Origin of the sequence: Salidesulfovibrio brasiliensis JCM 12178 (assembly GCF_001311825.1) — a bacterium.
Taxonomy (GTDB): domain Bacteria; phylum Desulfobacterota; class Desulfovibrionia; order Desulfovibrionales; family Desulfovibrionaceae; genus Pseudodesulfovibrio; species Pseudodesulfovibrio brasiliensis.
Window position 1 is genome coordinate 1 of sequence record NZ_BBCB01000003.1, and the last position, 23,203, is coordinate 23,203.

General features: G+C 62.6%; 21 protein-coding genes and 3 pseudogenes. 8 read left to right on the forward strand and 16 right to left on the reverse strand.

What is annotated here, in order from left to right; genetic code table 11:
- Positions 1–70 precede the first annotated feature (70 nt).
- The 3 genes from JCM12178_RS02095 to JCM12178_RS02105 are packed head-to-tail and all read left to right on the forward strand — an operon-like array spanning position 71 to position 3,105.
- Complete coding sequence (locus JCM12178_RS02095; RefSeq protein WP_054648342.1) at positions 71–997, forward strand: SAM-dependent methyltransferase; 927 nt, start codon at positions 71–73, stop codon at positions 995–997.
- A 40-nt stretch (positions 998–1,037) separates the two neighbouring features.
- Positions 1,038–1,958 carry a M23 family metallopeptidase gene (locus JCM12178_RS02100; protein WP_054648344.1) on the forward strand — a complete coding sequence of 307 codons (921 nt, stop codon included), beginning with the start codon at positions 1,038–1,040 and terminating at the stop codon, positions 1,956–1,958.
- A gap of 1 nt (position 1,959) precedes the next feature.
- Positions 1,960–3,105 carry a sensor histidine kinase gene (locus JCM12178_RS02105; protein WP_054648346.1) on the forward strand — a complete coding sequence of 382 codons (1,146 nt, stop codon included), beginning with the start codon at positions 1,960–1,962 and terminating at the stop codon, positions 3,103–3,105.
- A 59-nt stretch (positions 3,106–3,164) separates the two neighbouring features.
- On the opposite strand, the gene JCM12178_RS02110 is transcribed toward JCM12178_RS02105, so the two are convergent.
- Both JCM12178_RS02110 and JCM12178_RS02115 read right to left on the reverse strand, forming a co-directional pair.
- A complete protein-coding gene (locus tag JCM12178_RS02110) occupies positions 3,165–4,235 on the reverse strand; it encodes a M24 family metallopeptidase (RefSeq protein ID WP_054648348.1) in 1,071 nt (356 codons plus the stop codon).
- Between the two features lie 2 nt (positions 4,236–4,237).
- Complete coding sequence (locus JCM12178_RS02115; protein WP_054648350.1) at positions 4,238–5,599, reverse strand: protoporphyrinogen/coproporphyrinogen oxidase; 1,362 nt, start codon at positions 5,597–5,599, stop codon at positions 4,238–4,240.
- Between the two features lie 206 nt (positions 5,600–5,805).
- Here JCM12178_RS02115 and JCM12178_RS02120 point away from each other — a divergent pair, with 206 nt between their 5' ends.
- The 5 genes and pseudogenes from JCM12178_RS02120 (at position 5,806) to JCM12178_RS02135 (ending at position 9,473) form a co-directional block, all read left to right on the forward strand.
- Positions 5,806–6,411: a PstS family phosphate ABC transporter substrate-binding protein gene (locus tag JCM12178_RS02120; RefSeq protein WP_245628564.1), complete on the forward strand. Its 606-nt coding sequence runs from the start codon at positions 5,806–5,808 to the stop codon at positions 6,409–6,411.
- A complete protein-coding gene (locus tag JCM12178_RS19170; RefSeq protein WP_245628565.1) occupies positions 6,393–6,614 on the forward strand; it encodes a type 2 periplasmic-binding domain-containing protein in 222 nt (73 codons plus the stop codon). The genes JCM12178_RS02120 and JCM12178_RS19170 overlap by 19 nt, the downstream gene beginning before the upstream one ends.
- A gap of 104 nt (positions 6,615–6,718) precedes the next feature.
- Positions 6,719–7,638, forward strand: a pseudogene (gene pstC / locus JCM12178_RS02125) (phosphate ABC transporter permease subunit PstC).
- A 12-nt stretch (positions 7,639–7,650) separates the two neighbouring features.
- Entirely contained in the window at positions 7,651–8,577 is a 927-nt protein-coding gene (pstA, locus tag JCM12178_RS02130) for a phosphate ABC transporter permease PstA (protein WP_054648352.1), read from the forward strand.
- Between the two features lie 131 nt (positions 8,578–8,708).
- Complete coding sequence (locus tag JCM12178_RS02135) at positions 8,709–9,473, forward strand: enoyl-ACP reductase FabI (RefSeq protein ID WP_054648354.1); 765 nt, start codon at positions 8,709–8,711, stop codon at positions 9,471–9,473.
- A gap of 86 nt (positions 9,474–9,559) precedes the next feature.
- Here JCM12178_RS02135 and JCM12178_RS02140 read toward each other — a convergent pair whose 3' ends face one another.
- The 14 genes and pseudogenes from JCM12178_RS02140 to JCM12178_RS20605 form a co-directional block, all read right to left on the reverse strand.
- Complete coding sequence (locus tag JCM12178_RS02140; RefSeq protein WP_054648356.1) at positions 9,560–11,131, reverse strand: PAS domain-containing sensor histidine kinase; 1,572 nt, start codon at positions 11,129–11,131, stop codon at positions 9,560–9,562.
- Between the two features lie 3 nt (positions 11,132–11,134).
- The gene (locus tag JCM12178_RS20600; protein WP_369404447.1) at positions 11,135–11,554 is read right to left on the reverse strand and encodes an AAA-type ATPase lid domain-containing protein; all 420 of its coding nucleotides are present in this window, start codon (positions 11,552–11,554) and stop codon (positions 11,135–11,137) included.
- 41 nt (positions 11,555–11,595) lie between these two features.
- Positions 11,596–12,549 (reverse strand): annotated as a pseudogene (locus tag JCM12178_RS20180) (sigma-54-dependent transcriptional regulator); the annotation flags it as partial.
- Positions 12,550–12,558: 9 nt separating this feature from the next.
- On the reverse strand, positions 12,559–13,812 hold the full coding sequence (locus tag JCM12178_RS02150) for a phenylacetate--CoA ligase family protein (RefSeq protein WP_054648358.1): 1,254 nt from the start codon (positions 13,810–13,812) through the stop codon (positions 12,559–12,561).
- A 16-nt stretch (positions 13,813–13,828) separates the two neighbouring features.
- The gene (locus tag JCM12178_RS02155; RefSeq protein WP_083465686.1) at positions 13,829–14,626 is read right to left on the reverse strand and encodes an ABC transporter ATP-binding protein; all 798 of its coding nucleotides are present in this window, start codon (positions 14,624–14,626) and stop codon (positions 13,829–13,831) included.
- A gap of 51 nt (positions 14,627–14,677) precedes the next feature.
- The gene (locus tag JCM12178_RS02160; RefSeq protein ID WP_054648361.1) at positions 14,678–15,841 is read right to left on the reverse strand and encodes an ABC transporter substrate-binding protein; all 1,164 of its coding nucleotides are present in this window, start codon (positions 15,839–15,841) and stop codon (positions 14,678–14,680) included.
- A 38-nt stretch (positions 15,842–15,879) separates the two neighbouring features.
- The gene (locus JCM12178_RS02165) at positions 15,880–16,641 is read right to left on the reverse strand and encodes a branched-chain amino acid ABC transporter permease (RefSeq protein ID WP_245628566.1); all 762 of its coding nucleotides are present in this window, start codon (positions 16,639–16,641) and stop codon (positions 15,880–15,882) included.
- Positions 16,584–16,922, reverse strand: a complete 339-nt coding sequence (locus tag JCM12178_RS19185) for a hypothetical protein (RefSeq protein ID WP_245628567.1) — start codon at positions 16,920–16,922, stop codon at positions 16,584–16,586. Before JCM12178_RS19185 ends, JCM12178_RS02165 begins: the two co-directional genes overlap by 58 nt.
- 1 nt (position 16,923) lies before the next feature.
- Positions 16,924–17,811 (reverse strand): branched-chain amino acid ABC transporter permease, encoded by an 888-nt coding sequence (locus JCM12178_RS02170; RefSeq protein ID WP_054648363.1) that lies wholly within the window; start codon positions 17,809–17,811, stop codon positions 16,924–16,926.
- Complete coding sequence (locus JCM12178_RS02175) at positions 17,812–19,269, reverse strand: AMP-binding protein (RefSeq protein WP_250635929.1); 1,458 nt, start codon at positions 19,267–19,269, stop codon at positions 17,812–17,814.
- Positions 19,270–19,366: 97 nt separating this feature from the next.
- Positions 19,367–19,720 (reverse strand): annotated as a pseudogene (locus JCM12178_RS20185) (AMP-binding protein); the annotation flags it as partial.
- Positions 19,721–19,722: 2 nt separating this feature from the next.
- Positions 19,723–20,520 carry an ATP-binding cassette domain-containing protein gene (locus tag JCM12178_RS02180; RefSeq protein WP_439646685.1) on the reverse strand — a complete coding sequence of 266 codons (798 nt, stop codon included), beginning with the start codon at positions 20,518–20,520 and terminating at the stop codon, positions 19,723–19,725.
- Positions 20,507–21,160 (reverse strand): CBS domain-containing protein, encoded by a 654-nt coding sequence (locus JCM12178_RS02185; protein WP_054648365.1) that lies wholly within the window; start codon positions 21,158–21,160, stop codon positions 20,507–20,509. The genes JCM12178_RS02180 and JCM12178_RS02185 overlap by 14 nt, the downstream gene beginning before the upstream one ends.
- 412 nt (positions 21,161–21,572) lie before the next feature.
- Complete coding sequence (locus tag JCM12178_RS20605; protein WP_439646686.1) at positions 21,573–23,180, reverse strand: glycosyltransferase family 4 protein; 1,608 nt, start codon at positions 23,178–23,180, stop codon at positions 21,573–21,575.
- Positions 23,181–23,203 lie beyond the last annotated feature (23 nt).

Consider the following 23,203-nt stretch of genomic DNA (forward strand, 5'->3'; position numbering starts at 1 on the left):
ATATGAGCGGGCTTTTTTGCGTCAACATGGCATGGTTCCACAAATACACAAACGGCAGGCAGGGACGGCTATGCAACTTCCAAAGCAGCCATTTACGGCATATTTGGCACCTCGGGGTTTTGTCAGCGACCTCGTGCGTGAACTTGGTGGAAAGCGGGCAGGCCTCGTGGTTCGGGACAGGTTGGTCCTTCGCCCCGGCGAGCCTGTCGAGTCCGCGTGGGCGCACAATGTCTGGTTTGATCCCCAGGTCATCACTATTTCGTCCATCAAGGACGCGGCCCGCCAACTGAAGGCGATCCAGCGCAACTGGAGCCTGTATTCCGTTGACAACCACCGCCGCGCAAAGCTCATTCAGGAGCAACTCCCTCACGTTTCAGCCAAGCCGATCCCGTTCGGCAGTCCTCTTCCTGACAGCCCGCTCGGCTCGTGGACCCTCTGGAGTCACGACACCGTCATTGCATCGCCGACATGCTCCAGCCCTGTGTCGGATGGTGAATACTATTTCGTGGAAAACAAAACAGATCCGCCCAACCGCGCATATCTCAAGCTGTGGGAGACGTTTACCCGTCTGAACCGTTTTCCGCGCCCCGGCGAACTCTGCCTTGACCTTGGCAGCAGCCCCGGCGGCTGGAGCTGGGTTGCAGCCGAGTGCGGGGCCTATGTATTCAGCATCGACAAAGCGCCGCTGGACGGAAGGATTGACCGTCACCCACGCATTCAACACTGCATCGGCAGCGGATTCGGTCTCGATCCCCGACATTGCGGCACCATAGACTGGCTATTCTCGGACATGGCCTGTTACCCCGAGCGTCTGTACAATCTTGTGACCCGTTGGCTTGAGCTTGGCCGATGCAGGAATTTTGTCTGCACCGTCAAGCTGCAGGGCGAAGAATATGCCAAAGATCTTGAACCCTTTATGGCCATCCCCGGCTCTCGTCTCATGCATCTGTCTCACAACAAGCATGAGCTGACCTGGGTTCTTTTCGACACGATCTAATACTGCTGGCATACCCGGCCGGTTGTGCTATGGCTTGGGTATGAAGGTCTTTTCAGCCATACTTTTTTTTGCGGTCCTGCTCGGCCCGCTGTCGGCTTCAGCTTTGGAACTGGCGCTGCCTCTTTACGCAGGTGCCAGCGATCCTGTGCTGGTCGAAATGGTTGATCTTGATCCGCGCCCCGGTTCGTGCGACGCCAATGGCGGCGAGCTGGCGCGGGACGGCTCTCGATACACGGCGCTCATGCTTCCGGAGCGCCTGGTGCACCATGGGGTATACGTCCTTGCGGCAGCCGCCGGTCGTGTCTCCCGCGTCGGCATGACCGACTCCGGCGCTGTGAGCGTCTCCATAATGCACGACAACAACTGGCAGACGACCTATGCAGGGATAGCCCCGGATTCCCTTTCCGTGTCGGTGGGGAACACTGTGGAGCAAGGTGCGCCGCTCGGTCTTCTGGCCCATGGTCGAAAAGGTATTCACTCTGCGCTTCAGTTCATGGTCACGCGAGCAGGTCGGGCGTACTGTCCTTTCTCCGGTGTTCCTGAAGGCGGCGGCTGCGGCTCACGAGGTGTACCCATGTGGACCATGCGTGCCGAGCTTGCCATGGCGTATCGCTCCGAGGCGGTCGTTGACGCAGGATTCGGGTTCAATTCACCAGCAGGGGTGGTCTTTCCTGCGCCGCCTTTTGCGTTTCCGGCTCAATCCGATCCGGTGTTCTGTGCCACGGTGATGGGAGCCCGGTCCGGAGACATCATGCACCTCTCCATCCACTCGGGACATTCGCCTGTTGCAACGCGTAAAATCGTCATTCAGCATGAGAAGAAAATCACCTCGGAATGCCTTGCGGTCCCAGCCCGCTCTGGGCTATCCAAGAGCTTCCGGGGCGAGATGCGCCTCGAGCGGGAGCGTGACGGGATGCGGGCAACAGTGCTCAAGGCCTCGGCTTCCGGAAGCTGGAGGTAGCATGTATTTCGAGAGCCCGAACGGCTCAGACACCGAGTTTTTGCCGCCGGACGTTCTGAGCCGGGAGGATGTCGCCCGTCAGGCACAGGCCATCAAGGCTTCCGGCGCATTCTGTTTTTCCGATTACATTCCGTTTGGGCTGATGGTTCTCAACGATCACCGGCAGGCTGTTTTCGCCAATCGCGGTGCGCTGCGCATGATCGATGCGGAGTCGGCCGCAGATGTGGTGGGCAAACGCCCCGGCACGATTTTTCGTTGTATTCACGCCAACAGCCGGGAGAACGGTTGCGGCACGACGGTTTTCTGCCGGGAGTGCGGGGCGGCCAATGCCATCAAATCGTCGCTGGGCGGGACCGAGGCGCAGGGAGAGTGCCGGATGCTTTGCGAGCGCGGTGACGGTCCGGAAGCCGTGGATCTTCGCGTCACCGCTGCACCGTACGTCAGTGAAGACGGTGAGCAGTTTACCGTGTTCTCACTGGAAGACATATCCGCAGACAAGCGCCGCCGGGTGCTTGAGCGCGTTTTCTTTCACGACATCCTCAACCACGCTGGGGGCCTGCGGGGCATGGCCCAGTTCATTGCGGGCAATCCGGGGTCCTTTGACGAGGAAATCGCCTCGGTCATGGCAATGACGCTTGAAAAGCTCCTGAACGAGATTCTTGCACACAAGGACCTGACCGCCGCCGAAAGTGGCGAACTCCATCCCGTATCCAAGCGTATCCATACGGTTGAGCACATCACCAACGTGGCCAGAGTGTATCGTAAGCACGTGGTCGCCGAAGACAAGCGGGTGGTGGTGGACCCCGCATCGGTTGATGTTTCCATGGATGTGGACCCGGTGCTCCTGAACCGCGTTATCGGCAACATGGTCAAGAACGCGCTGGAAGCCAGCGTCTCTGGCGAGGCAGTGACCATCGGCTGCCGTGAGGAACAGGGGGCTGTCGTGTTCAGCGTGCACAATCCGGGCGTGATGCCGGAAAAGGTCAAGCGGCAGGTGTTCAAGCGCTCCTTTTCTACCAAGGGCGTTGATCGCGGCCTCGGAACGTACAGCATTCTGCTTCTGGGCGAGAAGTATCTCGGCGGAAAGGTCGGGTTCAGCTCCGACGAAGGCTTCGGCACCGAGTTCCGAATAGCTTTGCCCGTGTAGAAAGGAAAACGGCCCGTCTCCTGCGAGACGGGCCGTTTTTTTCGTGCTGTTCAGGCGCGCTAGAGCACTTCGCAGCCGTCTTCGGTAATGAGCACTTCGTGTTCCCAGCGGATGCCGCCCCAGTCCGACCAGTACAGGCCGGGCTCCACGGTGACGATCATGCCGGGTTTGAGTTCGCCCTTGGCGTGGCGGCTCAGGCGTGGCGCCTCGTGAGTTTCAAGCCCAACCCCATGGCCGAGGCCGTGGGTGAAGTAGTCGGCGACGCCGCGTTTTTCCAGATAGTCCCACGACGCTTTCCAGCCGTCATAGCAGGTCAGGCCCGGTCGCAGGATGTCAATGGCAGCCTGTTGCGCGCCCTGAACCATCTCCAGAACCTCCCTGAAGCGGTCGGAGGGCGTGTCGCCCACCCAGAAGGTCCGCGTCTGATCGGAATTGTAGTTGTCAAAGCGGCAGCCGGTGTCGATGAGCACCAACTCGTTGTCGCGGAGCGGTTCGTCGGACGGCACACAGTGGGGCAGGGCAGCGTTTGGCCCAACGCCCACGATGGTGGAGAAGGCCAGCTCCTGAGCGCCGTTTTCGCGGAAGAATTTCTCGATCTCCCAGGCAATGTCTTTTTCGCTCCTGCCGGGTTCGAGCTGTGTTTCGATGTAGGCCATGAGCCGGTGGTTCAGGTCCATGGAACGCTTCAGGCGGGCGATCTCGTCTGCGTCCTTGATGACGCGCAGTTCCTCCACCAGTTCCTTGGCCGAAACCAGCTCCAGATGCGACTTGAGGCCTTCGTAATCGAAGAGGCTCATGGCTTCCGGTTCAAAGGCCACGGTTTTGTACCCCTTGCCCCGCAGGAACGTGGCGATGGTTTCCAGCCGCTTGGCCGAGTAGATGCAAATGTTTGCCTCGTCCCAGTGCCGTTTGGCCGCGTCCTCAAAGCGCGGGTCGGTGAAGAGGTAGTCCGGGCCGTCCTTGGTGATGCACAGCCAGCCGGAGGTCTCGTTGCACTGTCCGTCGTGCAGCTCGAAGCCGCTGAGGTAGTAGCGGTTGGCGGCGTGGGAGACGATGAGCGCGGGCAGGTCGCGTTCGGTCAGGAGTCGCTTGAGGTTCTGCCTTCTGGTTTCAAATGCGGTGTTATCCATGATTACTTCCGAGTGTAGGTTGTTTCCGGGGTTCCCTGAACGATGAAGTCGGCCCATTCCACGCCCTGCATGACGCTGTGATCCATGTTGGCCGCCTCGTACTTCCAGCCGCCGAAGCGACCGCGGGAGTAGATGCCCTGCGCCTCCAGCCGGGGCTGGATGTGATTCAGTCCGGCATCGCGCTCAAGGGTGGGCACCGGGTAGCCGTAGTCCACGCTGATCTCCCAGCGGGTCAGGATGTCAGGCTTTCGGGAGCCGTCCATGAGGGTCGTGTTCACGAGCCCGTCCACGGTGCGTTCCATGAGGCTGTCGAGCGCTTCCGGCTTGTGCTCCGAGTAGGACGTCTCGCACATGAAGGCGAGCTGGTTGCCGGGGTCGGCCGTATTGTTGGGCGAATAGTTGTGGAAGTTCGTGACCCTGTAGAAGGGGCAGTTGTCTTCCGGGAAATACATCCAGCAGCGGCTGTTGCGTTCGGACGGGGCCTTGACGTCAAGCCCCACGCCGCCCACATACACGCCGTTGCGCTTGAGCTTTTTGGTGGCTTCGACCATGGCTTCGTCTCGCTGGGCGAGCCACTGCCCGGCGAGAATATCCAGCGGGGCCGTGTTGAGCAGATGCTCGTATTCCACGGTCAGTCCCTGCTGCGTGGTGAGGGTCCGCGCCTGGCCGTCCACCTGCGCGACCGCCTGACCGTAGTGAATCTTTTCGCCGAGGGTGTCTGCCAGTCGGCGGAAGATTTCTCCGGTGCCGCCGTGCAGGGGGAAGAAGAAGGTGTTGTTCGGCCCCCAGCCCACGTCGTCTGTTTCAAGGACGATGTTCTTGATGACACCTTTGAGGTCCACCACGCTCACGCGCTCGCCGATCCAGTCGTACTGCATCAGCTCCGGCGGCGTGGCCCATACCTTGTAATTATAGGGCCAGAGAAAATGTCTGCCGATGCCTTTGCCGAAGATGTGCTCGATCCATTCGCCGAAGTTGTTCGGTCGTGTTTCGGGGCGTTTGCCCGGCAGAAGACCGCGAACGCATTCCCACCGGGCCTCGGGGGGCAGGTGGCGGATGTTGTTCTGGAACGGGTAGGGCACCCATGTCCCGCAGGAACGTACCCACGATTCGCGCTGGTGTTCGAGCCGGTCGTCGCCCATGAGGGTGTCCATGAGGCGGTCGAAATAGTTGTAATGGGAGAACACCACGTGACCGCCGATGTCCCATGTGAATCCGGCATTGTCGCGGAAACTGGCCGCCAGCCCGCCCGCGTGGTCGTTTCGCTCCAGAACCACGCAGTCGTGTTCGCCCAGTTCCGCCAGCCGGTGGGCGGCTCCAAGCCCGGTGGGACCGGCCCCGATGATGGCGTATTTCGTCTTCATGCACCCTCCTGATTTCCGGTGCCGTATTGCACGCTATATTGGCGTCACAATCAAGCCCGGACCGAAAATAACATGCCGCGAACATAGTGTAACTTACCTTTCGTTACGGTGTCACGGTTTCGTAACAGCATATTGGTACCACATCCGGGTCGACGCTGAGGCGTGTCAATTTTTGAGACCTGAAATACCTTTATCTGGAGGAAGAAATGAAAAAGTCCCTCATCGCCATTGTGGCGCTGCTCGTTCTGTCCGTGGCCTCTCTGGCCTCTGCCGCTGAAATCAAAGTCAAGGGTTCCACCACTGTTGACCCGGCCATGAAGAAGTGGGCCGCCGCCTACGAAAAAGCCAATCCCGGCGTGCATTTCTCCATCTCCGCCACCGGCTCCGGTGACGGCGCCAAGGCCATCATCAACGGCACTGCCCAGATCGGCATGATGTCCCGCGACATGAAGCCCGCCGAAGTTGAAAAGTGCAAGGCCAACGGCATCGAGCCCAAGCAGTTCGTGGTTGCCCTCGACTGCCTCGTGCCCATCGTGCACCCCTCCAACTCCGTCTCCGGCCTGAGCACCGACCAGCTCAAGGACATCTATCAGGAAAAGATCACCGACTGGAAGGCCGTCGGCGGCACCCCCGGCTTCATCGCCCTGTTCTCCCGTGAGACCAACTCCGGTACTTACGAAGTGTGGCACAAGAAAGTCATGAAGAAGGAAGACGAAGCCCAGCTCGTTTCCCGCATGCCTTCCAACGCCGCCATGCTGCCAAGATCGCCGGTAACAAGAAGGGCATCGGCTACGTGGGTCTCGGCTTCCTGAGCTCCTCCGTCAAGGCTCTCACCGTCAACGGTGTCGAAGCCAACGTCGAAAACGCCATCAACAAGTCCTACCCGCTTTCCCGCGGCCTGAACCTCTACACCGCTGGCGAGCCCACCGGTGAAGTCAAGAAGTTCATCGACTTCTGCATGAGCGCCGAAGGTCAGGCCATCGTGCAGGAAGTCGGCTTCGTGCCCGTCAACTAAGCGTCATTCCGAGAGGAATCGCTGAGCTAGACAAGTAAACCCGCCCGGGGTGCCACGCGCGCCCCGGCGGAATCCCTTGAAAAGGGGCCGGAGGAACAGATTCAATGAGAAGACAGACCAAGGAAAGAGTGATTCAGGGAATATTCTTCTCCTGTGCCAGCCTTTCCATCATCGCCCTGGGCTGATCATGTACTTCCTGGTCACGGAAGCCCTGCCGACCTTCACCGGCTTTGACGCCATGGGTGAACATCACAGCGGCGTCTCCTTTATAGATTTCATTTTCGGTGACAGGTGGATGCCCGTATCCGAGAATCCGCGCTGGGGGATTTTACCTCTGATCATGGGTTCCGTCTGGGTGACGCTCATCTCCTCGGCCATTGCCATTCCGCTTGGCATCATGACCGCCGTGTACCTTGCCGAGATCGCGCCGCCGAAAGTGCGTGAAATCGTCAAGCCCATGGTGGAACTGCTCGCCTCCCTGCCGTCCGTCGTCATCGGCTTTTTCGGGCTGGCGGTGGTCGCCCCCATCATGCTGGAGATTTTCAACATCCGCTTCGGCGTGAACATGCTCAACGCGAGCATCATGCTGGCCTTCATGGCCGTTCCCACCATCACCTCCATCGCCGAGGACGCGATTCACTCCGTCCCCGATGAGTTGAAGGAAGGTTCGCTCGCGCTGGGTGCAACGCATTTCGAAACCATTCGCCGCGTCATTTTGCCCGCATCGCTTTCCGGCCTCTCCACGGCCGTCATTCTGGGCATGTCCCGCTCCATCGGCGAGACCATGGTCGTGCTCATGGTCGCAGGCGGCGCGCCGCGCATCCCGCAGACGATCTTCGATCCGGTCCGGCCCATGCCCGCAAGCATCGCCGCGGAAATGGGCGAGACCAGCTTCGGTCTGGAGATGCACTACTTCGCGCTGTTCGCCATCGCGATGGTGCTGTTCCTCATCACCTTCATGTTCAACCTGCTGGCTGACCACATCGCTCACAAGTACAAGCAGGTCGGCTCCGCCACCCTGTAAGGGAGAAGAACCATGTCCGAAACGGTTAGCGAAGTTGCCCAGATGCAGCGAAACGGTGATGAAGGCCGCCTTGCGCGGCGCAGGATCACCCAGCACTTCTGGTTCAATCTCTTCCGCTTTGCGGTGCTCATCAACGGTCTGGCCCTGTTCATCATCGTGGGCTACATGGTCTACTACGGCCTGCCCGCCATCAGCTGGGACTTTCTTACCGGAATGCCCACGGAAGGCGGCCTTGCCGGGGGAATCTTCCCCTGCATCGTGGGGACCTTTTACCTGAGCATAGGCTCCATGGCTCTGGCTCTGCCGCTGGGCGTGGCCGCAGCCATCTATCTTCACGAATACGCCAAACCCGGACTGGCCATGCGCCTTATCCGGCTGGCCATCAACAACCTCGCCGGCGTTCCGTCCGTCGTGTTCGGTCTCTTCGGCATGGCCTTCTTCGTGGCCGCGCGCGACCTCGGCGGCCTCGGCCTCGGCGTGTCCATCGCGGCAGGCGCCATGACGCTGGCGGTGCTCATCCTGCCGGTCATCATCGGTACCTCCGAAGAAGCGCTCCGGTCCGTGCCGGACACATTCCGCGAAGCCTCGCTCGGTCTCGGCGCCACCAAATGGCAGACCATCTTCAAGGTAGTGCTGCCTGCGGCGCTGCCCGGCGTGCTCACCGGCTCCATTCTGTCCATCTCCCGCGCGGCGGGCGAGACTGCGGCCATCATGTTCACGGCTGCGGCCAGCTACAACCCGCGCCTGCCCGCCTCCATCTTCAACGAGGTCATGGCCCTGCCGTACCAGATTTACAGCCTGTCCGTTTCCTCCACCGACCCGGAGGCGACCCTGCCGCTGCAGTACGGCACCTCATTGGTGCTCATCACGCTGGTGCTGGGCATGAACCTCGTCGCCATCGTCCTTCGTTCCAAGCTGCGCAAGCGTCTGGTACGATAGGAGCGCGGCTGTCCTGAAAATTTGAAGCCCCTGCCGTGATACGGCAGGGGCTTTTTGCTTCAGGGGCGGCTTACCCATTGCCAAACAGGGGCCCATGGGTATAATCGCGTCGTCAACCAAAGGAGAATCCGATGCTTTTGAAAGGAAAGAAAGCGCTCATCTTCGGCGTGGTCAATGAACGCAGCATTGCCTACGGCATCGCCAAGCAGTTCAAGGAGCAGGGCGCGCGCCTTGCTTTCAGCTACGCCGCAGATCCCATTAAACGCCGTCTGGAGCCCATCTGCGAGGAGCTCGGCGGCGAGTTCATGTTCAAGTGCGACGTCACCTCCGACGAGGAGTTGGCCGAAGGCGCGCAGCTGGTCAAGGACCAGTGGGGCGACGTGGACGTGCTGGTGCACTCCATCGCCTACGCCAACCGCGACGACCTCAAGGGCCGTTTCATCGACACCAGCCGCGAAGGCTACAAGGTGGCGCTGGACGTGTCGTCCTATTCCCTCGTGGCCCTCTGCCGCGAATATGAGAAACTCTTCAACCCCGGCGGCTCCGTGCTGACGCTCAGCTACTACGGCGCGGGCAAGGTCGTGGCCAATTACAACGCCATGGGCGTTGCCAAGGCCGCACTGGAGGCCTGCGTGCGCTACCTGTCCGTCGATCTCGGCGAATCGGGCGTGCGTATCAACGCCATCAGCGCCGGGCCGGTCAAGACCATGGCCGCCACCGCCATTTCCGGCTTCAGCTCCATCCTCAGCCGCATTGAGGAAAAAGCGCCGCTCAAACGGAACATCACGATTGACGACGTGGGCAAATGCGCCCTGTATCTCGCCTCGGACCTCTCGTCCGGCACCACCGGCGACGTCATCTTCGTGGACTCCGGCTACAACATCATGGGCGTCTAGCCCGCCCCGGCACACGATCTGGCATTACGGCCCCTGTCGATTCGGCAGGGGCCTTTTATTGTGGGCGATGAAGAAAGCAGGGTGCGTTAGCTACAGAGCGCAGCCGGGAAGCGCATGGTCGCGGTGGTGCCGCGCCCCGGTTCGGACTGGAAGTCGAGGCTGCCGCCGTGCTCGTGCATGATGGTGGCGGAGATGGACAGGCCGAGGCCGGTGCCGCCCTCCTGCCTGCGGGTGGTGTAGAAGGGGTCCTGAATGTGCTTGAGGTCGGCCGGGTCGATGCCGCGCCCGGTGTCCGTCACCGCGACGAACGGGCCGCTCCCGTCCGTGCCGATGCGGACCGTGATGCGCCCTCCGCTCTCGGGCAGCGCGTCGCAGGCGTTCAGGAGCAGGTTGAGCATGACCTGTATGAGCCGCTGCTCGTCGCCGTTCACATGCACGGGCGGGTCGGCGGGGTGCGCCTCAAGCTCTGCGCCGTGGCTCTTGAGCCGGTGCCCGAGAAATGTTCCGGCCACGTCGAGAACGCGGTTCAGGTCAACGGGCTCGCGGTGGTCCACGGGCGCCTGCCGGGAGTAGTCCTTGAGCCGCGTGACCATGGAGCTGATGCGTCCGGTGGCGTCGATCATCTCCTGCATGAGGTAGGGGAGCTGTTCGCGGACTTCTCCGTACTGCAGCCCGCCGAGCAGGAATTCGCCGTGGTCTTCGGCAAATTCGTCCATGAGATGCAGGGCGTCTCGCCAGACGTCCCGCAGCAGGGGCAGGTTCAGGGAGAGATGGCTGGCCGGGTTGTTGATCTCGTGGGCAAGCCCGGCCACGAGCACGCCGAGGGCGGCCATTTTGTCCGCCTGTGCCGCCTGTTGGCGACGAAGCTCCGTGCTCCGCTGTGCGGCTTTCTTGCCGGATATGTCCGTGAGCTTGCCCTCCAGATACAGCGTCCTGCCGTCCGTGTCCTTTTCCGAGCGACAGTTGAATTCCACCCAGATGACCGAGCCGTCCTTGCGGCGCATGCGCGTCTCGAAGTCCTTGACCACGCCCTGACTGCGCAGCACCGAGAAGACCCGTTCCCGGTCTTCGGCGTCGCAGTAGAGCTGGCCGCTGATGTCGCGGACTGAGTCCATGAGGTCCAGCGGCGACTCGTAGCCGAGGATGCGGGCCATCTCGCGGTTGGCCTCGATGAAACGGCCCTGCGGGGTGGAGCGAAAGATGCCTTCCAGCGCCTTGTCGAAGATGGAGCGGTACTTGTGGCCTTCCTTCTCCTTCTCGCTCCATTCGGTGATGTCGTGGGCAAAGACGGCCACGCCTGTGATGCGCCCGTCTTCCACGATGGGGAAATAGGTGTTCTGGTAATGCTCGGGGCCGCCGTGACTCAGCCGGTACTGGCGTTTGAGCATGTAGGTCTCGCCGGAGAGGGCGCGGTCGAAATGCCGGATGGCGGCCTCACGTTCTTCCGGGGTGCCGAGAACGTCGGGAACGGCCATGCCCTGCTGGATGTCCACGCCCCATTTCTGGCGCACGAAGAGTCTGTGGGCGCGGTTGAAGGCGGTATAGCGGTACTCGGTGTCCAGCGAGAAGCACATGACGTTGTCGGGCGCGTCCAGCAGGGTCCGGAGCCGTGAAAGCTCGTCCTCCAGTTCCCTGATGCGCCGTTTCTCGTCACTCATGGGCTAGTCCTTGCGCCGCATGTTGTTCAGCCGCTTGTTCAGGGCCTGACGGCTGACGCCGATCAGCTGCGCGGCGAGGCTCTGGTTGCCGTCGGTTCGGCGCATGGCCTCTTGCACGAGGTCGTCGCAGACTTCCTTGAGCGAGGGCAGCTCCGGGCCGAAGACCGTCCGCGTGCCCTGCGGCGGGGGCGTCAGGTCGGCCCTGTTGCTCACGGTCTCGCGGATTCGGGCCATGTCCAGCGTGCCTTCGTGGGAGGCACGCACCGCGTCGTGGATGAGAAAGCGCAACTCGCGCACGTTGCCCGGAAAGGCGTAGCCCGAGAGCAGGGTGATGGCCTCCTGCGGGATGTCCAGCACCGGGCGGTTTTCTTCGCGGCAGACCTCGCGCATGAAGTGGTTGACCAGCAGGGGCAGGTCCTCCATGCGCTCCCTGAGCGGCGGAATGTGCACATGGTGGGCGCTCAGGCGGTAGTAGAGGTCGCTTCGGAAGCGGGCGTTGCTGCCCAGCGCGGAAATGTCGGCGTTGGTGGCGGCCACGATGCGGGCGTCGGTCTTGCGCGTCAGGTCCGAGCCGAGGGGCAGGTATTCGCGTTCCTGCACCAGCCGCAGGAGCTTGAGCTGCGAGGCCTGCGAGAGGTCGCCGATCTCGTCCAGAAAGAGCGTGCCGCCTCTGGCGTTTTCCACCAGCCGGAGCGGGAGGCGTCTGCGCCGGTGAACGCGCCCTTGCGGTGCCCGAAGAGGGTGTCCGCAAAGATGTTGTCGTCAAGCCCGGCCACGTTCACGGGCACGAACTCGCCGCTTCTGCCGGAGACATGGTGCACGGCCCGGGCCAGCAGCTCCTTGCCCACGCCGGACTCGCCGGTGATGAGCAGGGGCTGGGTGCTCCGGCCCACGGCCTCCACGTACTGAAACACCAGCCGCATGGCCTTGCTGCAGGTGACGATGTGCTCGAAGGCCTCGGGCGTTTTCAGGGTGTCCTGCAGGAAGCTCTTTTTAAGCGAGGCGTTTTCCCGGCGCAGCTCACGGATTTCCAGCGCGTGCCGGATGCCGTTGACGAGGCTGGACTTGTCGTAGGTCTTGACCATGAAGTCGAAGGCCCCGAGCTTGATGCAACGCACGGCGGCTTCCACCTGACTCATGCCCGTGACCACGATGATGGGGATGTCCGGGTGGGTGGCGTGGACTCGTTCGATGAGTTCCTCGCCGGACATGCCGGGCATGGAGAGGTCTGCGGCGATGGCCTCCACCGGGGTCTCGGCCAGAAGCGGCTCCACCTCGCGGGCGTCGGTCAGGCCGATGACGTTGTCGATGCCGCCGGAGCGCAGGGCGAGGGTGAAGGAGCGCAGCCACGACGGTTCGTCGTCCACGAGGAGCACGGGGTTATGGGGGTACATGCCGTTCATCCGGTTCTCGCTCATGGTTGATCTTTACCCGTATTCCCGGTCGTCTACAAGTGCGGGGGCGTCGGCTTCCAGTTCCGCGCCCTCGGGCAGGATGTCGATGACCGGGTTGAGCTTGACCCGGCCGATGAACGCGGCGCGGAAGGCCTCCACGTCGAGGTCGCCGTCGAGCTGAAGCTTCACGGTGATGCGGTCGCGGCCCTGCGGGTTGTCGAGGGCGACCTGATGCCGGGTTACGGAGTCGAACATGGCGGCAACTTCGGCCACCTGCGAGGGGTAGACGAACTGGCCCTTGACTTTGGCGGTGTCGTCGGCCCTGCCGAGGATTCCGGCCAGCTTGACGGTTTTTCTGCCGCAGGCGCACTCGTCGCTCACGATGCGGGAGAGGTCGCCCGTGGCAAGGCGGATCATGGGATAGTCGGTGGTGAAGGGCGTGACCACCACTTCGCCGGTCTCGCCCTCGGGGAGCGGCTCGCCCGTTACCGGGTCGCAAATCTCCACGTGGCAGCGGGACGAGAGGTGCATGCCGCCCAACTCACTGCATTCGTAGGCGATGCAGCCCACGTCTGCGGTGCCGTACCCCTGCCGGATGACCATGCCGAACATCGCCTCCACTTCGGTGCGCAGGGATTCGGGCAGACGTTCGGCGGCCACGAAGGCGGTGCGCATGGTGATGTCCGTGCCGAGGTCGAGCCCCTGCTTCACGGCCTTTTCCCCGAGAATCTTCAGAAAACTGGTCATGCCCACGAAACCGGTGACGGGCAGGGTGGTCATGAGCTCAAGCTGCACGTCCGAGTTGCCGGGACCGGCCGGAATAACGGCGCAACCCAGCTCGTGCAGCGGCTCCTCAAGCATCAGGCCCGCCGGGGTCAGGTGGTAGCTGAAGGTCATCTGCACGAGGTCGCCGGAGCGGAATCCCGCGGCGTGGAACGCCTCGGCCCAGCCCCAGTAGTCCTCGCCGCGCCCTTCGGGATCAAGCAGCGGGCCGGGGGACTGGTAGACGCGGCGCAGGGAGCCTGCGGGCGCGGTCAGGAACCAGTCGAGCCCCTTTTCCTGTTGCAGTCTGGCGAGGTCCTTCTTGCGAAGCGGCGGTATTTTGGAAAAGTCATCCAGCGTGCCGATGACGTGGGGGGCCATGCTCGCGCTGTCCAGCCGCTGGCGGAACTCATCGCAGTGTTCGGCGGCGTGCCGGACCACGCGCCTGAGTTCGCCCAGCACGCGCTCGTTTCGCACGGTCATGGGTTCGGATTCCTGCGGCCGGTAGTGGTCGGTGCTCTTCATGTCCGTCTCCGTGGGGTTAGCCGAGCCAGCGTTTGCGCCTGCGGTAGTGTTTCACGTCGCGATAGCTTCGCTTTTCGCCGCCGTTGGAAATGCCGAGGTAGAACTCCTGCACGTCCGCGTTGTTCAAAAGCTCCGGGCCGGGACCGTCCATGACGATGCGGCCGTTTTCCATGATGTAGCCGTAATCCGCGATGGAGAGCGCCATGCGCGCGTTCTGTTCCACCAGCAGCACGGTCACGCCCTCTTCCCGGTTGAACCGCTTCACGATTTCAAAGATTTCCTCCACCAGCAGCGGGGCGAGGCCGAGGGACGGTTCGTCCAGAAGCAGCAGCCGGGGCCGGGCCATCATGGCGCGTCCGATGGCAAGCATCTGCTGTTCGCCGCCGGAAAGGTATCCGGCGAGCTGGGTGCGCCGCTCCTTGAGCCGTGGGAAATAGTCATACACTTTTTCGAGGTTCGGGGCGAACTCCTTGCGCGGGCGGGTGTAGGCCCCGCAGCGCAGATTTTCCTCCACGCCGAGGTCCTCGAAGATGCGGCGGCCCTCCATGACCTGAAAGACGCCTTTTCGGACCAGCTTCTCCGGGCTGCCCCGGCCCACGGTCTCGCCAGCGTAGACAAGCTCGCCGGACGTGACCTTGCCGTTCTCCCCGGCCAGCAGGCCCGAGATGGCCTTGAGGGTGGTGGACTTGCCCGCGCCGTTGGCCCCGAGCAGGGCCGTGATGCCGCCTTCCGGGACCTTCAGGGAGAGCCCTTTGAGCACCAGCACCACGTCGTTGTAGACCACTTCCAGATTTCGCACTTCCAGCAGATTCATCGCGTGTCCTTGTTTCCGGCCCGCCCGAAGGCGGGCCGGGTGTCGTCGTGCCTAGTGGCCGAGCCACTTCCTGTCGCGCGGCAGGGTTTCAATGCCGAGCGACTTCATTTCGCCGTTTTCGTAGGTGACCACGTTTACGGCCATGTTGGGCCGGTGGTCATCCGGGAAGAAGCTGATGGCCGGGGCCAGCCCCATGGGGTCGTAGTCACGCATGTTCTCCAGCGCGGCCTTGATGCTCTCGCCGGTCACTTCGCCGGAGTCTGCGGCGCGGCGCATGCCTTCGGCCAGCACCAGCATGGAGACAAAGCCGCGTACGTAGTGGGTCATCTGGGGTTCGCCGCCGGTCAGCTTCTCAATGACCTTCATGCCCGGAACGTCCTGCCCGTAGATGGCTGCGGCCTGCAGGCCGAGGTGTCCGTTGGCCGCGTCACCGGCCATTTTCTGCAGGTTCTCGTCGTTACCCCAGATGTTGACGATGAAGGTGGTGTTCATGCCGAGCTTCTTGGCATCCTTCATGATGACCGCCGTGGAAGGCGTGGTGCCGCCCACCCACACGAAGTCCGGGGCTTTTTTCTTCAGGCTCAGAAGCTGCGGGGAGGCGTCCATGGCCTTGAGACTCACGTTCTCCTCGCCCACGATCTCGAAGCCCAGCTCTTCGGCGTACTCTTTCAGGGCCGGGATGGGCACCAGGCCGTAGGGCTTGTCAGGATACAGGAAGGCGATGCGCGGCGTGCCGGTGCCTTTCCAGTTGCTCTTTGCGTATTTGAGCCCCGCGCGGCCCTGCGTGGAGTAGTCCGGGGCCACGGTAAAGTTGTACGGAGCCTTTTCCGGGTCCATGAGGTGCGGGGAGTAGGAGGCGGAGAAGACCGGGATGCGGTCCTTGGCCACGAAGCGGACGAGGGCTTCGGTGTCGCCGGTGCCCCAGCCCTGCATGGCCACGATGCCCTTGCTCTTGAACCGCTTGTAGGCAGAAAGCGCCTGCGGGACCTTGTAGGCGTAGTCCACCTGATCGTAGGCGATCTCTTCGCCGCCGATGCCGCCGTTGTCGTTCAGGTAGGTGATGCAGTCCTTGATGCCTTTGGCGTAGGGCGTGCCCACGCTCGAGGTGGGGCCGGAGAGGTCGGACAGCACGCCGATTCTGATCTCTGCCAGCGCCGGGACCGCCATGAGGACGGCCATGACCACTGCCAGCGCGGTGATGTGACGTTTTTTCATTCCCATGCTCCTTCGTTTGGGTAAAAGGGTGTCCCGCGCTAGTAAGCGAACGGGTAAAGCTTCCAGTACGCCTTTGCCAGCCGCCACTGCCTGACCAGCCCTTCGGGCTCGAAGATCAGGAAGAGCACCAGTGCCAGCCCGAACACGCCTTCCTTGAGCGCGGCCACCATGGTGGTCACGTCCGGGAAGAACGATCCCGCGGCCCCGGCCGCAAGGTTCAGCAGTTCCGGCAACAGGGTGATGAACACGGCGCCGAAGATGGAGCCGAGCACCGAGCCCATGCCGCCGATGATGATCATGGCGAGGTAGTTGATGGACAGGGCGATGGAGAATTGCTCGGGGGTTATGTACATGGTGTACGCGCCCCAGAGGCCGCCCGCGATGCCCGCCATGAACGCGCTCAGGGCGAACGCCCCGAGCTTGGTGGTGAAGAGGTTCACGCCCACGTTTTCCGCAGACTGGTGGAAGTCCCGGATGGCGACGAAGGCCCGCCCGAAGCGGCTTCGCATGACGTTCGTGGCTGCCAGCACGCACAGGGCCGCGGCCCCGAAGATGAGGTAGTACATGCGCTCGTCCGTATCGAACACGAAGCCGAAGATGGACGGGGAATCCACGGGCATGCCGGACGCGCCGCCGGTGACGGGGTCCCAGTGCAGGAACACGTATTCGAGGATGAGCTGGGCCGCCAGCGTGGAGATGGCGAGGTAGATGCCCTTGAGCCTCAGGGACGGGATGCCGAAAATCATGCCCGCCAGCGCCGTGACAGCCCCGCCGAGCAGGATGGCGGCGAGAAACGGCACGCCGTGCCCGGCAAACCACGCCGTGGCGTACGCGCCACGCCCACGAACGCGCCCTGACCGAGGGACATCTGGCCGCACATGCCGGTGAGCAGGTTGAGCGACACCGCCGCGATCACCGCGATCATGATGAGGTTCATGATGGAGACCACGTACAGGTCGAAGACCTGCGGCACCGCGACCATGGCGAGCAGGAAAAGCCCGAGGCAGACCTTCTGGAACCGCGTCGGGAAGAGCGCCTTCTCGCCGCTGTAGCTGGTGAAGAACAGACCGCACTGTTTCATGCTAGACCCTCTCGATTTCCTCGGTTCCGAACAGTCCGTACGGCTTGACCATCAGGATGATGACCAGCACCACGAAGGAGGCCACCTCGCGGAATCCGCCGAGGTTCAGGAACTCCCGCGCCGCGCCTTCGCAGACGTTTTCCAGCACGCCGATGATGAGTCCGCCGAGGGCCGCCCCGAGCAGGCTGTCCAGCCCGCCGAGGATGACCGCCGGGAAGACCTTTAGGCCGAGGTACCCGAGCTGCGAGTTGATGCCGTTGATGTTGCCGAGGATGATGCCGCCGATGCTGGAGACGATGGCCGCGATGCACCAGCTCATGGCGAAGATGTTTCGGATGCCGATGCCCATGGACTGGGCCGCCTGCTGGTCGAAGGCCGTGGCGCGCATGGCGATGCCCATGGACGAGTACTTGAAGAACAGCGAGAAGATGCCGAAGAGCACGAGGCAGAGCACGAAGGCCGCGATGTAGACCGGGGCCACGGGCACGCCCGCGATCATGATCGGGTCCTGCGGCAGAATCTGCGGGAACACGCGAATCTGCGTGCCCCAGAACAGCTGCACCAGCGACTTGAGGATTGATGACAATCCGATGGTGACCATGATCACCGAGATGATCGGCTCGCCCACCAGCGGCCGGAGCACCAGCCGTTCCACCACAAGACCCAGCAGCACCGAGAACCCGAGCGTCATCAGGAAGGAAATGAAAAACGGAATCTGGTATTGCACGGTCAGCGAAAAACAGACGTAAGCGCCGACCATGACCAGTTCGCCCTGCGCGAAGTTGACCACCTTGGTGGCCTTGAAGATGATCACGAATCCCAGCGCAACGAGGCTGTAGATCGAGCCGACAACGAGGCCGGTGATGACGAGTTGGAGATAGTATTCCATCTAGGTCTCCGGGGTTCGGGCCGGAACGGGAACGTCCCGGACGGTGATGAGGCCGCACATCTCGCGTTCGGAGCCGTCCTGATAGCGGATGCATGCCGTGAGGTTCAGGTTGCCGGTGCCGTTGTAGAGCGCGGTGATGAGGTCGCCGTAGCGCTGCTCGATGATCTTGCGCCGGATCTTCCGGGTCCGGGTCAGTTCGCCGTCGTCCGCGTCCAGCTCCTTGAAGAGCAGGGCGAACCGCCTGATCTCCGTTCCCTCCTGCAAGGATTCGTTGACGCGCTCCACCTCGCTCTGGATCAGGTCGTACAGCTCGGGCTTGGCCGCGAGGTCCTGATAGGTGGTGTAGGTGAGCTGCTCGGCCTCGGCCCAGCGGCCAGCGATGTCCGCGTCAAGGCAGATGATGGCCGCGATGTGTTCGCGCCCGCGCCCGAAGACCACGGCCTCCTGCACGAAGGTGGAGAACTTGAGCTTGTTTTCGATGAACTGGGGCGAGAAGCGCAGGCCCCCCTGCATATCCATGACATCCGAGAGGCGGTCGATGATGACCAGCTGGCCGTCGTCCGTGAAGAATCCGGCGTCGCCCGACTTGAGCCAGCCGTCCTCCACGGTCTCGGCAGTGGCTTCCGGGTTGTTGAGGTAGCCCTGAAACACTGCCGGGCTTTTGGAGAGCACTTCGCCCTCCTCCGAGATGCGGATTTCCGTTTCTTCGATGGGGTGCCCCACGGTCTCCACGGCGATTTCGCCGTCGCGGTGGATGCAGGAGATTCCCGCGATTTCGGTCTGGCCGTAAATCTGCTTCAGGTTTACCCCGAGGGCGTGGAAGAAGGCGAAGGTGTCCGGCCCGAGCGGTGCGCCGCCCGTGGACGCCGAGCGCACCCGTGAGAAGCCGAGGCGGTCGCGCAGGGCCCGAAACAGGCAGGCGTCTGCGAGCTTCTTGCCGAGCCTGTCCACGAGGCCCGGTGCCTCGCCCGCCAGCACCTTGGCGGCGTACCGGGTGCCCATGGGCAGGAAGGTGTTGAAGAGAAACCGCTTGAAGGGCGTGGACTCCATGACCTTGACGCGCACCGACGCGGCCATGTTTTCCCAGACGCGCGGCGGCGAGAAGATGAGGTGCGGGCCGATCTCGCGGATGTCCTCGCGCACGGTGTCCGGCTCTTCCGGGAAGTTGACGCAGAAGCCGAAGAGCAGGGCCGACGAGGAGGCCATCATCTGCTCGCCCATCCATGCCAGCGGCAGGAAGGAGACGAACTCGTCCGTGTCTTTCTTGGGGTCGGAAAGGCCGAGATTCCAAGCCATGGAAAGCAGGTTGCGGTGGCTCAGCAGCGCCAGCTTGGGGCGCCCGGTGGTGCCGGAGGTGGTGGCGATGAGCGCGGTGTCGTCCGGGGAGACGCCGCTCGCCAGATGATCGAAGGAGACCGGATTGGCACGGCCCATGGCCCGGACAGCGTCGAAGTCCATGAGCCCCTCGACCGCGTAGCCCGCCAGCTTTGGGGTCGTGATAGATGATGTATTCGAGGTGCGGCAGGTTGTCGCTGAAGGAGAGGATCTTGTCCACCTGCTCCTGATCCTCGGCCACAACGAGGCGTGCCTTGGAAATCTCGAAGATGAACTCGATTTCGTCCGGCGGCGCGTCCTGATACAGGCCGAGAGAGATGCCGCCGAGGCCCTGAATTGCGGTCTGGGCCCAGAGCCATTCGGGGCGGTTGTCGCCGATGATGACGATGATGTCTTCCCGGCCGAGGCCGAGCTGCCGCAGTCCGCCGGCGAACTCTTCGGTGATGGTCAGGTAGTCCTCGTAGGTGTAGCTCTGCCAGATGCCGAGGTATTTCTCGCGCATGGCGGTGCGGGTGCCGCGATCCTCGGCGTTTTTGACCAGCAGCGCCGGAAGGGTGGTGTCGTACGCTTTCATGGCTACCGTCCCAGATGCACGCCGTCGTCGTCGCCGAGGTAGGCGCTGACGACCTTGGGGTTGCTGCGGACCTCGTCGGCGCGCCCGAGGCCAGCACGCGGCCGAAGTCGAGGACCACGACCTTGTCCGAAATATCCATGACCACGCCCATGTCGTGCTCCACCAGAAAGACCGTGACGCCCCATTCCTCGTTTATGTCGAGGATGTAGCGGGCCATGTCCTCGGTCTCTTCGAGGTTCATGCCCGCCATGGGTTCGTCCAGCAGGATGAGTTCCGGCTCGGCGGCCAGTGCGCGGCCGAGCTCCACCTTTTTCTGCACACCGTAGCAGGTGCCCGGCGATGCTGTGGCGGTATGGGGAGAGGCCGAGGAAGTCGATGATCTGTTCCACTCGCTCGCGGTGGATGGCTTCCTCCCGCCGGGCCTTGCCGAAGTAAAAGATAGAGGCGATGAGGCCGTAGTCCATGCGCGAGTGGCGGCCGGTCATGAGGTTGTCGAGGACCGAGAGGCCCTTGAAGAGCGCGATGTTCTGGAAGGTCCTTGCCAGCCCGAAGGCGGTGCGTTTGTGGGGCGGCACGCCCAGCAGCTTCCGGCCGCCCATGGTAATGCTGCCGGAGTCGGGCACGTAACGGCCCGAGATGCAGTTGAGCATGCTGGTCTTGCCCGCGCCGTTGGGACCGATGAGCGAGGTGATGGCCCCTTTGGGCACGGTGCAGGAGACGCGGGTGAGCGCTGCAACGCCTTTGAAGGTCAGGGTCATGTCCCCGATTTCGAGGAGGGTGTCGCCGTTACTGCCAGTCATGGCGGAAGTCCTCCGGGCCGACCACTTCGTAGCCGACCTTCTGCAATGATCCGGCGATGGACGAGGGGTTGGGCGTGTCCACGCGCACCACGACCATGCGGCGGTCCTTGTGGTGGAAGGTGCCCGTTGAAATAATGGAATAGCCGAGGTCGTCGATGATGGCCGAGACTTCGCGCAGCACGCCGGGGCGGTCCGCCACTTCGAAGACGATGCGGGAGCCGCCTTCTGCAAAGCCCAGCTCCTCGGCAAGCACGTCGAGAATGACGGTGCGGTTGATGTAGCCGATGAGCTTGCCGGACTCGTCCACCACGGCCAGCCCGGCGAGATCCTTTTCGCGCATGATGACCGCGGCTTCCTCGATCTCCATTTCCGGCGGCACGGTGGTGATGTCCGTGCGCATGATGCGCTTCATGGTCAGCTTGGACAGCAGGTAGTTGAGTTCGTGCTTGTCCAGCCCGGTCATGTGCGAGGGCATGGCGGCGCTGACGTCCTCGCGCCGGGCGTAGCCCACCAGTGTCCCGTTGTCCTTCACCAGAATCATCCAGAGACGTTTCTCTTCCATGATCCGTTCCGCGTCCTCGGCCAGCATGTCCGGTGTGGCGGTTACGAAATCCTTGAGCATCTTGAGCCCTACGAACATGGTCACTCCTCGTTGATTGCGTTGCGGCCTGTGCCGGAGTGTCCATAGGAAGGTTCATGCCAATTTGGTTGCAAAGGATGAAGCAGGAGGCTTTTCAAGATGTGACGTAAATAAAAGTTCTTTCATTTGCGAATGTTGCGCAATGATCATTTTAATGAATGCGTTCGGGCAGGATGGGTCTTGCAACGTAAGGAGACATTTGCGTAGAGGGTGGGCAGGTTTTTCTGCAACTTTTATTGACAGGATGCGCGAGGTGTTTGTTGCTATGCGCCAAATGTTGCAAACAGCGCCTTTGCAACTTTTTTTTGCGCAAGCAACTAAAGTTGCGATTTGTTGCGCGTGTTAGTGAATCCGGGGGGTTGAAGGCGGGCCGGTGGGTGTCCGGCCCGCCTTCCAGGAGAGGGAGGTTCTGTTATGCGGCATCCCTGATCCGGGCTCCGAAGAGTTCCCAGGTCTCAAGGAAAGTTTGGTCAAAGGTGCGATGCTCCATGCGGGAGCGTGCCTTGCGGCGCATGTAGTTGAGCCGTTCGGGGGCATCGGTGAGGTGCAGGATGGCGCGGATGAGCGCGTCCGGGTCTGCGGCGGGGATCACCAGCCCGGTTTCGTCCGGGTCGATGTTCTCGCAGGGGCCGCCTTCGTCCGTGACGATGCAGGGCAGCCCCGAGGCTTGGGCTTCGAGGACCACGTTCCCGAAGGTGTCCGTTGCCGAAGGAAAGACGAAGATGTCCGAGCTTGCGTAAGCTGCGGAAAGGTCCTCCCCGTGCAGCGGGCCGGTGAAGACGGCTGGCGTGCCGCGCAGAGTGCGCTTCATTTCGTCGAGATACGGCCCGTCTCCGATGACCACCAGCGAGACGCCCGGACGCATCCGGGAGAGCCTGCGGTACGCCTCGGCGAGGGTGTCGAGGCCCTTCTCCTTGGACACGCGGCCCACGTAGAGGAGCTTGGTGTCGGCCTGCACGTTGAATTTGTTAAAAAAGCCGTTGCGCTTGGCCGGATGGAAGCGCTCCACGTCCACGCCGCGAGGGTAGGTGGTTATCTTGCCGGGATCGATGCCCCGGTCGATAAGCTCCTGCCGAGTGGCTTCGGAGGGCGCGTAGATGACCTGCATCTGGTTGTAGAACCATGTCATGAATCGCCAGCAGCCGTCTTCCAGCGCGGTGTCCTCGGTAAAGGCGCGCACGTACTGGGGGAATGCGGTGTGGTAGGTGCCGTGGAACGGAATCTTGAGAATCTTCGATACCGCCAGCCCGGCGAGTCCCACCGGTCCCGGCGTAGCCGCAAGGATGCAGTCGAACTCCCTGTCGAAGCAGTATTCCAGCATTTCGAGCACCGGCGGATAGCGCAGGGTCAGCTCCGGATATTCCGGAATGGTGAATTCGCCCACCGGGTCGAAGTTGGCAAGGCCCCGGCGCGAGCCGTCCGAGCCGCAGGTGACCACGGTCATCTGCTTGCCGTGGCGAGAGACGAGGTCCAGCTGGCTCTTGATGGTCTTGGCCACGCCGTTGATCTCGTCGAACGTGTCCGTGAAGTGGGCGATGCGCAAGGGGCGCTTCTGCTGGTCCTGCACGCCGAACCGCTTCAGTGCGCGGTTGCAGAAGGTGCGCTCCCGGCTGAAGAGGTCGTAGCCCACGAAGTACGGCGCGAGCAGAACATACAGCGATCCGGCCGAGCCGATGGTATGAAATATGTCGAAAAAGTTGCCGCCCATGGCGCTGTCGAGCACCTTGTCAGCAAAGTTTCGGAGCACCCGGTTGGCCGAGCCGGAGATGAACCGGGCCAGCTCGTTTTCCAGCAGCCGCGGCTCGCCGCCCTTGCCGTGCGCCACGCGCATCAGGTCCGGGTCTGCGGTGATGATGTCCGAGGCGCTCTTCAAAAGCGAGTCGCGCATGGAGTCGTCGTGCGAGGAGGAAAAGGAGTGCAGCGCGGCCTTGCTCCTGCCCACGAAGCGGCGGAAGCGGTGGATGATGCCGCCCGGGTCCTCGGTGCGCGCAGGGTCGAGAATCTTTTCCCCGAAGCGCATGACAACGTGCTGCCGCGCGGCGT